This window comes from Streptomyces sp. STR69 (genome assembly GCF_024519455.1).
In the GTDB taxonomy this organism is placed as follows: domain Bacteria; phylum Actinomycetota; class Actinomycetes; order Streptomycetales; family Streptomycetaceae; genus Streptomyces.
This window is the reverse complement of record NZ_JALJRY010000003.1, coordinates 217,164-228,852: the sequence shown is the minus strand read 5'-3', so window position 1 is coordinate 228,852 and position 11,689 is coordinate 217,164. Positions and strand designations below refer to the sequence as shown.

11 protein-coding genes and 1 pseudogene are annotated in these 11,689 nt (G+C 69.6%); 6 read left to right on the top strand and 6 right to left on the bottom strand.

Going from position 1 to position 11,689, the window contains the following annotated elements:
- Positions 1-507: 507 nt before the first annotated feature.
- A complete protein-coding gene (locus OC490_RS07290; RefSeq protein ID WP_262057194.1) occupies positions 508-1,017 on the bottom strand; it encodes a MarR family winged helix-turn-helix transcriptional regulator in 510 nt (169 codons plus the stop codon).
- Between the two features lie 101 nt (positions 1,018-1,118).
- Here OC490_RS07290 and OC490_RS07285 point away from each other — a divergent pair, with 101 nt between their 5' ends.
- On the top strand, positions 1,119-2,597 hold the full coding sequence (locus tag OC490_RS07285; protein WP_262056983.1) for an MFS transporter: 1,479 nt from the start codon (positions 1,119-1,121) through the stop codon (positions 2,595-2,597).
- Between the two features lie 185 nt (positions 2,598-2,782).
- On the opposite strand, the gene OC490_RS07280 is transcribed toward OC490_RS07285, so the two are convergent.
- Positions 2,783-3,199 carry a hypothetical protein gene (locus OC490_RS07280; RefSeq protein ID WP_262056982.1) on the bottom strand — a complete coding sequence of 139 codons (417 nt, stop codon included), beginning with the start codon at positions 3,197-3,199 and terminating at the stop codon, positions 2,783-2,785.
- 396 nt (positions 3,200-3,595) lie between these two features.
- The gene (locus OC490_RS07275) at positions 3,596-3,727 is read right to left on the bottom strand and encodes a hypothetical protein (RefSeq protein ID WP_262056981.1); all 132 of its coding nucleotides are present in this window, start codon (positions 3,725-3,727) and stop codon (positions 3,596-3,598) included.
- 263 nt (positions 3,728-3,990) lie between these two features.
- Between OC490_RS07275 and OC490_RS07270 the strand changes: the two genes are divergently transcribed.
- Positions 3,991-5,325: an aminotransferase class I/II-fold pyridoxal phosphate-dependent enzyme gene (locus OC490_RS07270; protein WP_262056980.1), complete on the top strand. Its 1,335-nt coding sequence runs from the start codon at positions 3,991-3,993 to the stop codon at positions 5,323-5,325.
- A 379-nt stretch (positions 5,326-5,704) separates the two neighbouring features.
- Here the strand turns inward: OC490_RS07270 and OC490_RS07265 are convergent.
- From OC490_RS07265 to OC490_RS07255, 3 genes and pseudogenes are all read right to left on the bottom strand, one after another.
- Positions 5,705-5,761, bottom strand: a pseudogene (locus OC490_RS07265) (hypothetical protein); the annotation flags it as partial.
- A complete protein-coding gene (locus OC490_RS07260; protein ID WP_262057193.1) occupies positions 5,739-6,281 on the bottom strand; it encodes a DUF1707 domain-containing protein in 543 nt (180 codons plus the stop codon). The pseudogene OC490_RS07265 and the gene OC490_RS07260, both read right to left, overlap by 23 nt.
- 794 nt (positions 6,282-7,075) lie before the next feature.
- The gene (locus OC490_RS07255) at positions 7,076-7,768 is read right to left on the bottom strand and encodes a ScbR family autoregulator-binding transcription factor (RefSeq protein ID WP_262056979.1); all 693 of its coding nucleotides are present in this window, start codon (positions 7,766-7,768) and stop codon (positions 7,076-7,078) included.
- Positions 7,769-7,949: 181 nt separating this feature from the next.
- Here OC490_RS07255 and OC490_RS07250 point away from each other — a divergent pair, with 181 nt between their 5' ends.
- From OC490_RS07250 to OC490_RS07235, 4 genes are all read left to right on the top strand, one after another.
- Positions 7,950-8,945, top strand: a complete 996-nt coding sequence (locus OC490_RS07250) for a ScbA/BarX family gamma-butyrolactone biosynthesis protein (protein WP_262056978.1) — start codon at positions 7,950-7,952, stop codon at positions 8,943-8,945.
- Between the two features lie 313 nt (positions 8,946-9,258).
- On the top strand, positions 9,259-10,422 hold the full coding sequence (locus OC490_RS07245; RefSeq protein ID WP_262056977.1) for an oxidoreductase: 1,164 nt from the start codon (positions 9,259-9,261) through the stop codon (positions 10,420-10,422).
- Positions 10,419-11,135, top strand: a complete 717-nt coding sequence (locus OC490_RS07240) for an HAD family hydrolase (RefSeq protein WP_262056976.1) — start codon at positions 10,419-10,421, stop codon at positions 11,133-11,135. Before OC490_RS07245 ends, OC490_RS07240 begins: the two co-directional genes overlap by 4 nt.
- Positions 11,136-11,254: 119 nt before the next feature.
- Complete coding sequence (locus OC490_RS07235; protein WP_262056975.1) at positions 11,255-11,620, top strand: hypothetical protein; 366 nt, start codon at positions 11,255-11,257, stop codon at positions 11,618-11,620.
- The last annotated feature ends 69 nt before the right edge of the window (positions 11,621-11,689 follow it).

Genomic DNA, 11,689 nt, shown 5'->3' with positions numbered 1-11,689 from the left:
GGCCCTCCCCGCCGGTATCACTGTCCGCGACACGGAACTGGGATTGTCCGGCACGGCAGAAGGCTGCCGTGCGGGGCATCGGGTGAGCGCGGGACCGCCGCCCGAACCCTGGGCTGCCAGTCGTTCCTCCCCAGATCCTCCCCGGCGCCTGACGGGTGCCAAAAGCGCAGGTCGGGGACCGGCAGGAGGCAGGGCGAGGAGATCTTCTTGAAGGTGTCTACCTGGGGGTGCTGACCTGCGGCGATGTGATGATTACCGACTCTGACCCGCGTGGATATTTCTTTCGGACTCTTTCGGGATCGTGCCGCGTTGCGCAGCCGGTTCTCCCCACGCGCTCCCCGGAGTCGTCCGTACTCCCCAGGGGAACTCTGCGGTCAGGGCGCGTGCGACGTGATGTGCGGGCTCGTCCGATGGGTTGCGGGAGCAGCGATCAGCGACTTGTGTTGCGGGCCGCGACGGCCTGGGCGCGGGTGTGTCGGGCCTGGTCGCGGCGCGCATGTCGGGAAGTCAGGTCTCTGTTGCCGGACGTGTGGCGCGGGCCTGTGGTCGCGTCCTGGCCAGTCCGGTCTCCACGGCGGTGAGCAGGGTGAGGGCAGCGTCGAGGTGTTCGGCGTCGTGGTCGGCGGCTGTGGAGACGGCCGTTGCCCATTCCCGGCGGACAAGGGCGTAGTTGGCGCGTCCGCGTTCGGTGGTGTGGACGGTCACCCCGCGGCCGTCGCCCGGGTCGGTGTGTCGCTCGATCAGGCCCTTGCGCTCCAGTCCGCCCAGGACGGTGGAGAGGTTGGTGCGCTGCAGTCCGGTCGCTGTGGCGATGCGGCTGGGCGGGGCGGCGGGCTCGTGCTGCAGGTAGCGCATCACCATGCCTTCGGACGGGGACAGTGGGACGGCCCGCTCGTCGGTGTAGCCGCGGAACTGGATCTCGCGGCTGATGATCAGCGTGAGGTCGGCCAGCTCGGCCCACCGTTGCTCGTGGTCCGGTCCTGGTGTCGGGCCTGTCTGGTGCGCATGGTCCTTCATCACGGCTCCAGGGTACGGGGTTGCCGGCAAGTAGTTATGGGCACATACTCATTATGAGTTCATAGTTATGAGCTCATAACTTCCGTTCTCTCGGAGCTGTCATGACGACAACCACTTCTTCCCGGCGTACCGGGAGGGCAGCACTCTCGCCCCATGCCACGGCTCGCGCCGGTGGCCTCCACCCGGTCGGGGTCTTCATCCTGCTGGTCGGCGCGTTCCTGCCGATCATGGACTTCTTCATCACCAATGTGGCCCTGCCCAGCATCGACGCCTCGCTGCACGCCTCCGCGTCGTCGCTGGAGCTGGTGATCGCCGGGTACGGCGTCGCGTACGCGACCCTGCTGGTCCTCGGGGGCCGACTCGGTGACCGCTACGGCCGCCGCCGTGTCTTCCTCGGGGCGCTCGTGGGCTTCGTGCTGGCATCGCTGACCTGCGGTGTCGCCCCGAACGTGGGTGCGCTGATCGCGGCCCGCATCGTCCAGGGCGCCACCGCCGCCCTGCTCATCCCGCAAGTCCTGGCGACCTTCCACCATGTCCTGGAAGGAGAGCGCAAGTCCCGCGCCGTGGCCCTGTACGGAGCCACCTCCGGAATCGCCGCCGTGGTCGGGCAGTTGGTGGGCGGCCTGCTGATCGGCGCCGACATCGCCGGAACGTCCTGGCGCCCGATCTTCCTGGTCAACGTACCCATCGGTGTGGTGGTGCTGTTCGTGGCGGCCCGGATCGTGCCCGACACCCGCTCGCACCACTCGGTCGGCATCGACCTGGCAGGCACCGTGCTGTTCGCCGCCACCCTGACCGCCCTGCTCGTGCCGCTGACCGAAGGTCACTCCCTGGGCTGGCCGTGGTGGACCTGGCTGCTGCTCGCCGTCGCGGTCGTCCTGGGCGCCGCCACCTACGTCGTCGAGAAGCGCACCGAACGGCGCGGCGAGGTTCCGCTGCTGCCGCCGTCCTTGTTGCGCCTGCCGTCGATGTCCCGCGGCCTGACCATGGTGTTCGCTTTCAGCGTCGGCTTCGGCGCGTTCATGTTTGTCTTCGCCCTCACGGTCCAGAACGGCCTGCACGCCGACGCCCTGCACAGCGGGCTGGCGATCCTGCCGATGGCCCTGCTCTTCTTCGCCGGCTCCTTGGTCGCGCCCCGCCTGATCACACGGTTCGGCCGGGCCGCGCTGTCCGCCGGCGCCGTCGTCCAACTCGCCGGACTGGCCTCACTGGTGACGCTCCTGCTCGGGAACTGGCCGCACGTCAGCCTATGGGGGATGGCCGTACCGCTGGCCCTGGTCGGTGCCGGACAGTCGATGCTGTTCGCCGGACTGTTCCGCAGCGTCCTCGCCGACGTTCCCACCCACCTGGCCGGTGTCGGCAGCGGCGTGCTGATCACTCTGCAACAGAGCGGTCTCGCCCTCGGTGTGGCCACCCTCGGCACCCTGTATCTGACCCTGGCACCGCACAACGTCGCCCACGCGTTCGCCGGAGTCGAGTACGTGCAGATGTCCATCGTCGCCCTCCTCGCGGTCGGCGCCGCCGCCCTGCCGCGCTTCAACAAGCTCACGTCGGTCGCTACTTCCGTCGGCGATGCCTGATCCCGCCTCTTACTAGAGGGAGCAGTGACGGCTCTTCGGCCTGTACTGGAGTACCGACAGAGCGGTCTACCAGTACATGTTCCGGTTCTGGCGGCGTATCTGTACCGCGTCGGGACTCATGTTGGATGCGCCTTCGCAGTTGAGGTACTCGTTCCCCGGACCGGCCTTCGTCTTCAGGAACGGCATCATGGGTATCGGCTCGGCGCGGCGAGCCGACTCTGATGTACGGGACTCCCGACCGCGTAGTGGACGTACTCGCGCACCAGCCGGAATCCCGCGGCCCAGGCGGCCAGGAGGCGCCCGGCCCGGTTCAACACGGAGCAGTTCCAACTGGGGACGTGGCCGCGTCCTGTGATGTCCTCGTAGCGTGTGCCGCGGAAGTACGTGCAGGCGATGGCCGGCACCCGCCCCTTCCGGTCCACGGCCGCCCAGCCGTGGCCGGAGGCCGCGAGACTCAGCGGGTCGCCCCAACTGGCGTGGATCCAGGCCGAGTCCGGACCGAGGGCGAGCAGTGCGTCTGTGTCGGCGGGTTCGAGGCGACGTACGGATACTTCGCGGGGGACGGTGTGACGTTGAGGATCGGCCTGGAGGGTCCACACCATGCGTTCCCGCTGGATGAGGCGGTCGAAGGCGGCGCCGAGGGTCGGAAGGAAGCGGGCGGGGGCGTTGATGTGGGTGTTCGCCAGGGACGCCAGTTCTTCGGGCCGAGTGCGTCCGGGGCGCCGCGCAGTACGACCTGGCCGGCACAGGAGACGGCGATGACGTGTGGTTGGTGCTCACGGTCCGCCCGCCATTGGCCGACGCCCGTGGTGAGAACGTGCTCGCCGATCGTGGCCCGGCCGGGGACTCCGGCAGGGAACCAGCGGCTGAGGGCGGGTAGTTGGCGGGGTGCGAGTTCGACCATCGGTACCTCCTGAGCCAGGTGACAGGGAAGGGCGGGCGGAGACGGCGTGAGGCGTGTGACCGGTCTCGTCCGTTCGCCCGCCCCTCCGGTCGGGTCAGTGACCGCCGGCCTTGGAGCCGTAGTTGGCCTTCTTCTTTCGGCGGGCCTTCTTCTTGCGGGCGCGCTTGGACATATGCGTCAACTCCCTCGGGCGTAAGGGGTGTTCGAGCGGCGCCGCGGCCGACAAGGAGGTCGGCGAGTTCGTTGAGGCGCCTGACCGTGCGGTCCTCGGTGGCGGCCGGGGCGGGGGTGACCCGCGCGTCCCGGCCGGAGTAGGCGCCGTGAAGCTCAAGACCTCGGTAAGGCCGACGTTAGAAAGGGCTCGCCCCCCATCAAAGCCCCGTCAACGAGAGGCAGTTGGCCCTGATCTGGGCCGTAACGTCGCCGAGGGCGCCTGACCGGCGCTCGCGCAGCGGGCCCCCACATGCCCGCACCGAGGAGCTGACGAACATGACCACCACCGTGCCCGGCACCACCCCCGCGGCCGGGCCGCTCGGCGACCGGCGGACCGAGGCCCAGGAGAAGGACATCATGCGCTTTCGCGTAGTGTCCGGATCCGATCTGACCAGCCGCAACGACGCCTACCTGGCCTGGCAGCGGGACCGCGAACAGGCCGACCTTTGGCCGTACTTCCGCCACTACGAGACCGCCGCGTTGACGACCCGTGCGACCGTCGTCTCCGACACCGGGGTCGTCACCCAAGGTCCCAACTTCGGCGGCCAGGACTACCTTTCCCTCAGTTCCCACCCCGCCGTCCTCGACGCTGCCCACCAGGCCCTGCGCGACTACGGCCCGCTCACCGCCGGCTCCCCGGCTCTGGGCGGAGCGACCCCGATCAGCCGGGCGCTGGAGGCCGGGCTCGCCGAGGCTCTGCGCACCGAGCATGTGGCGCTCTTCCCGACCGGCTGGGCGTCCGGCTTCGGCACCATCCGGGCACTGATGCACCGCCGAGATCACATCCTGCTCGACAAGTTGTCCCATGACTCGCTGCGCCAGGGCGCCGCCGCGAGCGGAGCGAGCGTGGAGTTCTTCCGGCACCTCGACAACGACGCCGTACGGCGCCATCTGGCGAAGATCCGCGCGACCGACACCGCCAACGCCGTCCTCGTCGTCACCGAGGGCGTGTTCTCCATGGACTCCGACACCCCACAGCTGGCCGAACTGCTTGGCATCTGCCGCGAGTTCGGCGCCCAGCTGATGGTCGACGTGGCTCACGACTTCGGTGCCATGGGCGAGTTCGGCGGCGGACAGCTGGAGGTGCACGGCACCCTCGGCGAGGTCGACTTCGTGGTCGGCGCCTTCTCCAAGACGTTCGCCACCACCGGCGGCTTCCTGGCCACGCCGTCGGCCTCGGCGCGGGAATACGTGCGGATGTTCGGCGGTCCGCAGACCTTCTCCAGCGCCATCACCCCCGTACAGACCGCGGTGGCCCTCGCGTCCCTGTCCATCGTGAAGTCGCCCGAGGGTGCCCGGCGCCGGGCGGCGGTCGCGGCCGTCGCCACCCGGCTGCGCGAGGGACTGACCGCCCGCGGTCTGGAGGTCATGGGCGACGTGGTCTGCCCGGTCGTCCCGGTCCTCATCGGCGACACCCCCACCGGCCGTACGGCCTCCGGTCTCATCGCCCGCGCCGGGCTCGTCGCGCACCTCGTCGAGCAGCCGGCGGTCGCCTCCGACGCGGCCCGCTTCCGCATGCAGGCGATGGCGGACCACAGTGACGCCGACGTCGACACCGCCGTCGACATCCTCGACACCTGCATCCGCGCGGCCCGGCAGACCGCGCGCTGAGAATGCGCTCGGCGCGACGCCGGAGCCGATTCCGGTCGGCCCGGCCGCGCTCATCCCGACCGCCTTCCGGTTCGGGCCGCGTGCCGAACGGCCTGACTGGCGTCCCGAAGGCAAGTGGTTGTTCTCGTGTACGAGGCCGCTCCCCGCACTGCCGCTCCGAGATCCTCCGGGACCGGTGGTGCGGGGGGTTCCGCCATCGCTCTGTGGGCACACGCCGGATGTCGTCGTGCGCGTGCCGTCGCCGTACCGGCTCAGGCGCTGCTCCCGCGGCCGGATCCGCCGTCATCGTCCTGGTAAAGGCGGTCTCCTGCGGCTCCGAGTCGTAGGAGTGCCGCTCCGCGTAGCGGCCCCAGTAGGTGGCCGTCTCGGGTTGGGCGGTGACCTGTTCGCTGGTGAGGTGATGGGCGAGGAGGTCACGGAAGAATCCGGCGTGCAGGAGCCTGCCAGGGTTCTGGTGCAGGCTGCGGGTGATCAGCTGGACCGGTGGGCCGGTGTGGTCGTGAGGCCGGGGGTGTCTTGGTGACGCGGTTCTGATGCGACACCGCATTCGGTGACGCATCTTCATGAACACAGGCCGCTGATCCCGGTGTGCCGTGCGTCGACACGCGGAGCGTGCTCTGCTCGCCCTCCGGCAGCCGCGCCGAGCCGCCGTGCACATCGAGCTTGATGACGCGCGGCACCATCCACGCACCCTCCCGGTGAAGCCGCTCGCCGTTCACGTGCCGCCGTTCCAACTCGCCGTCCGCCGGAGCCGTCGCGGCGGGACCACGGACGGTCGGCGGAGCAGGCGCCGCGACCGGCAGGTCTTCCGCGAGCGGCTCCAGATCCGCGAAGATACGCGCGGTGAGCGCACGCTCCGCCCGCTCGCCGAGCTCATCGATGTCCAGCCGGCCGTCCGCCGCCGCATCCCGCAGGATCTCCACCATCCGATCGCGGTCCGCATGCGATACACGCAGCAGACGCGGATCGCGCTCGGCTCGGCCGCGGCTCCTCGATGCTCACGGCCGTACCTTAGAACCCAACGCCGTTCATACTCCCCAGGGAGCGGCTCAGCGCGAAGGTAGGGAACGTTGCTGCGGTGCTTGCGAAGCAGAGGGTTCTGTTCGCAGTCTGTTACCGCCGTAGCCGTGGTCTCCGGACGTTCCGTAGGTGGCGGGCCGCCTTCCTTACTGCGCGGGATCGGTCTGGATCAGCTCGAACGTCACCGTCCTGCCGGGCTCGCGCAGTCCCAGTTGAGGGTGGCGCGGCCGCACCATGCGTGGGTCCTGGCCGGAGAGTCAAGTAGCGCCCAAAGTAGCCACCAAAGTAGCCATCGAGCGGATCAGCCGGCATGTCTGCCCAGGTGGTAGAGATGTGGTGATCATCCCCGGCGTGCAGCCCGACTCGTCTGCCGCCACGTTCGGATATGGGGGCTTGCCGGGGCAGACGGCGGAAAGTCCCTCACGAGTCCCTCCGACAGCACTGAAAGCCCCTGAAAAGTCCCAGGGAGGACGCGTATGGCTTCGGCGTTGGTGATTGCCTGTACGGCAGCGCCGATGGCGTGCGCGGTTGGCTGACCGTCCGGGGAGCGGTGCGGCGCCGTTTGCGATTCTGCGGCTGCCGACCGAACGGCACGGCGCCCCGGTCCACGAACGGACGCGCGTTCTCAACCGGCTCCGCGCCGTCCTGCGAGACCCGCCGCGCGGACGCGCACTCCCGGGCTGTCTGAAGACGGGCAGGACGGCGACGGTGGAGTCGACCACCGCAATGGCTACGGTTGCCCCCGGAGTGGACGCGCAAGTCGGCGCCCGGCAAGAGGCTGATCAGCCCTGGTCGGGACAACCACCTCGATGATCTCGCGGACACGGTCCACGATGTCCGTGCGGTTGCACTGGACCCAAGAGATGTGTTGCGCACCGAAGAAGGCGGCGACCAGGACTCGGGCATAGCCCGCGGGGGAGAGACGGCACTGCAGCGCGCCTTCCTCGTCGGCCTGGGTGAACAGTTCCTCGATCATGGCCTCGAAGGCGGTGAACGGCGGCGGCAGCTCCGCGTTGATGTACGACCGCTCGATCTGCAGCCGGGCACCTGCTTGGATCACCAGGTCGTCCTTGAAGGCGAGGGCTGTGAGGTGCAGCACTTCGTTGACCGTCCGTAGGGGAGGCAGGCCTTTCGCGAGTGGCGGTGCCACGATGATCGGTAGCCGTCGGTAGAACTCATCGACCACCGCCTGCGCGAGCGCCTCTTTATTGGCGAAGTGGAAGTACACCGCCCCTTTGGTCACCTGGGCGTGCTCGGCCACTTGCATGATCGTCACCGATGGAAACCCGTGATCTGCGAACATCTGAGCCGCCGCGGCCAGCACCGTCTGCCGGGTCTGCAGCGCACGTTCCTGTTTCAGCTGCGTGCCCCTGGCGTTGGTCGCTCCCATGCCTTCGTTCTTGGCTGTTTGACGCGAAGCCATGGCACCTCCTTCGTTGTAAAGCTCAGATCACGGCTCGTCCGCGGGCGGAGTGGGGGTTCTCGACCGCGCTTGTAAATACCTTCGCGAAGGTATATTGTCACATCACCCCGCGTCGGCTGACAACGGTCCTGCACCACGCCTAATCAATGGGGGAGTTATGCGTGACAGGTCAGTCCTGTCCATGGGAAGCAGCGACATACCAGAAGTGTCGCGTCACCACCTCAGCCACCTTCAGACTGTGCCCAGGCACATGGTCCATCGCGCCGCCGTCTCCGAGGTGTTCCTCACGGACGCGCAGGCCCTCGGCGGAGACCGGTTCCTCGTTGCGGCTCAGTGGCCCCGAGATCATGCCCTGTACTACCCGGACAACGGCGGCTTGACAGATCCGCTGGTCTTCGTGGAGACCGTCCGCCAGTCCATGGTCTATCTGGCGCATGCCTATTACGACATACCGCTCACACACCACTTCATCGGCAGCGATTTCCAGTTCGAGATCACCGATCCCGAGATGTTCCGGGTCACCGACGTCCCGCTCCAGCCGGTGCTGGAGGCACGCTGGACCGAACTGGAGAGCCGGCCGCCGAACCGGGTCTCGCTGCGCGTGGACGTGGAGTTGACCATCGCCGGGAGCGTCTGCGGCCGCGGCTCGGTGTCGGCGATCGCCTTGGACGACAAGCGATACAGGCTTCTGCGACGGCGCGGCGCGCCGTCGGCCGCCGACGCGGAGGCGCAGGTGCCGCAACAGGGGACCAGGATTCCCGCCGCGTGCGTGGGGCGCCTGCGGGAGAAGGACTGCGTCCTCGAGCGGGTCAGCCGGAGCGACTGGCAGATCCGCGCGGCGGTGGGGCATGCCATCCTTTTCGATCACCCCACCGATCACGTTCCCATGATGATGATGCTGGAAGGCTTCCGTCAGCTCGGCCATCTTCTGAGCCGTACATCATCCTCGTGCGGCGAAGCGGGCGAGCCCACGGTGTTCCTGACGGCGGCGAGCATCGACTGCCTGGCGTTCGCGGAACTTGACGCACCCGTCCGGCTCCAGGTGCACAGCGGCTACGAGCCCGCCTCACGTGGCGGCTCTGGCGAGCTCCGCGTGGACGCGGCGCAGTCGGGCCGGGGTGTCGCGACGGCAAGGATGGTGTGGGCGGCGTTGCCGGTGGCGGAGCAAGTCGCCTGACATCGGCCTGTGCCCTGTCGGGGCCGTGCCTGCCTCTCCTCCCGAGGGGTAACTTTCGGGCGCTTACCGTGGACATTCCGCCGTGACGGAATTCCTGTGAGGTGTGCCGTCCTTTCCGGTCGGTCGTCCGAGCGACGCGACCTGTGGTCGTCGCCACGACCGACGCCTTGATCTTTACGACCCCGGTCGTCGTCACGACCGAGTAGTCGTCATTAATTGTCCAAAGGGGCTTAGTGTGACTGTCACAGAGCTTCCGTCCGCGCAGCCGACTGCTTCGCGCGGCTTGACCTCTGATGTCCTGGACCACGCAGTCGTGGCCGTTGCCGCGGGGGCGACCGCCGCGGACAGCGAGCGCTGTCTCGCGCCCGAGGCCATGGACGCGCTGACCCGCGCGGGATTCAGTCGGCACTTCGTGCCGAGGCGCTGGGGAGGCGATGAGCGAACGTTCGAGGAATTGCTCACCCGTGCGGCGGCGGTCGGGGACGCCTGCGCGTCGGCAGCCTGGTGCGCGGCCCTGTACGCGGCGCACGGCCGGTTCGCCGCGTATCTGCCGTACGAGGGGCAGCGCGACCTGTGGGCCATGTCCCCGGATGTCCGGATCGCCGCGGGGATCATGCCGGCGAACGGCACCGCGGTCCGTGTGAGCGCCGGATGGCGGCTGCGCGGCGAATGGTCCTGCGTCAGCGGTGTCGGCTTCGCGGACTGGTTGCTGCTCGCGGCCGTCGAACAGGACGCGGACCAGCGATCCACAGCGTCCGGGGCCGGAACCGATCGAAGACGCGTCGGTGAGGACGTCCCAGGAAGCCGACCGGTCGTACGGGTCTTCGCGGTGCCCGCCGCGGACGTGCGGGTGTGCGACAGCTGGCATGCCACTGGCGTGCGTGGCACAGGCAGCCACACCGTCGTCGCGTCCGGGGTCCAGGTGCCGGACCATCGCAGCTTCCCGCTGACGGAGCTGCTCACCGGTGCGCCGGGTGCGGGACGCGGTCGCTGTCATGTCGTGCCGGCGATGCTCTGCGCGGGACTGATCTTCGCGGCAGCCGGCCTGGGCGCCGCCCGTCATGCCCTGGCGGCGTGGACACGCTGGGCCGTCCGGCCGTCCGGGCCGGCGGGCGTCGCACCCCTGCAGGCCGACGGCGCGGCGCGGGCGGCGCTGGCCAGGTCCTCCGCCGAGAGCGAGGCGGCCCGGCTGCTGCTGGAGACCGCCGCCGGCCGGGCCGACGGGGTCGACCTCGCCGATGTTCGTGCCACGACGCGGGCCGTGGCGCTCAACCGCCGTGATACCGCGGTCGCCACGGACCTCCTGGTCGGCGCGGTCGAGCGGCTGTTCCGCACGGGCGGGGTCCACGTGCGGGAGGACGACGGCGAACTCCAGCGCTGCTGGCGCGATCTGCACACCATCGCTGCCCACGGCGTGTTGAGCCTGGGGCCCGCCGCCGACGCGTACGCCGACGCGGCTGCGGCGGCCGTCCGATGAGTGCTGACCGGACCATCCACGATGCCGCCACCCGGTCCCGGCCGGGCGAGCCCACGCATCTGGTCTTCTGCGACGTGGACGAGACACTGATCCACTGCAAAGGCCTACTGGAGTTTCTCGACCACTACTTCGCCGAGCGCCATGGCCCACACGGCCGAAGACACGCGGCCGGCGTGCGGGCGCAACTCGCCGCGGTGACCGCCGCCGGCGGGGGGCGGGACGAGGCCAACGCCCTGTTCTACCGGGCCTGGCGAGGCGAGCCCCTCGCGGAGGTCAGGCGGTCGGGGCGGCGCTGGTACGCCGTCCGCCGGTCTGCCGGCGGCTTCTTCGTCGACGCCACGCGAACCGCGTTGCGCCGGCACCGGGCCCAGGGGGCCGAACTGGCCCTGGTCTCCGGTTCGTTCGCCGCTGTCCTGGACCCGCTGGCCGAGGAGTGTGGAGCGGCCCACATTCTGTGTACCCGGCCCGTCGTGGCGGACGGGGTGCTGACCGGCGAGGTCACCGGTGCACCGATGATAGGGGAGGGCAAGCGGCGGGCCGTGCGCGCGCTGCTGGCCCGCCACCCGCATGTCGACCCCGCCGACTGCCATGCGTACGGCGACCACGTCTCCGATCTGCCGATGCTGCTGGAGGTCGGGCACCCCACCGTGGTGGGGGAGTCCGCCGCACTGCTGGAGGGGCTGCGGGCTGCCCGCCGCACGGTCCTCGCGTGAGCGGGCGGTAGCGGTCGCAGGGGAGCGATGCCCCGGGAAGGGGTGCCGGCACACCCTTGAGTAAACAAAATACCTTCATGAAGGTTTGTGATCTCCCCTGTTCCGGACGAGAGGACGCCATGAACGACGGGTACGAGCAGAACCCGCTGACCGACACTGCCCCCCGCTCCACGACCGGCGGCCCGGCGCCCACGTACTGGGTGATCTTCCGGCAGTGGCCCAGCGGCGACGCCGGCAGCGAGGACGCTACCGACATGGAACGGGCGGCCGGGCCCCTGGCGGCCCTCGAAGCCCTGACCGCATGGCGACGCACCGCGTCTGCCGACACACTGGCCTGGGTCGTACGCACCACCGCGTCGTTCCCCTACGACACCCCCGCCCTCCAGACCGAAGAACTGGTGGCCGCCGCCTGCGCGGAGGCCGAAACCGCCGGCCCCCACGGCGCACGCCGCCTGGCACGCGCGCTCGCGGGCCTCACGTCCTGAGCCAGCTGGCGGCGGCTCCGGAGGGAGACGTCGCTGTCCCGAAAGGCCATCCGATTTCCGGCCGCCTTG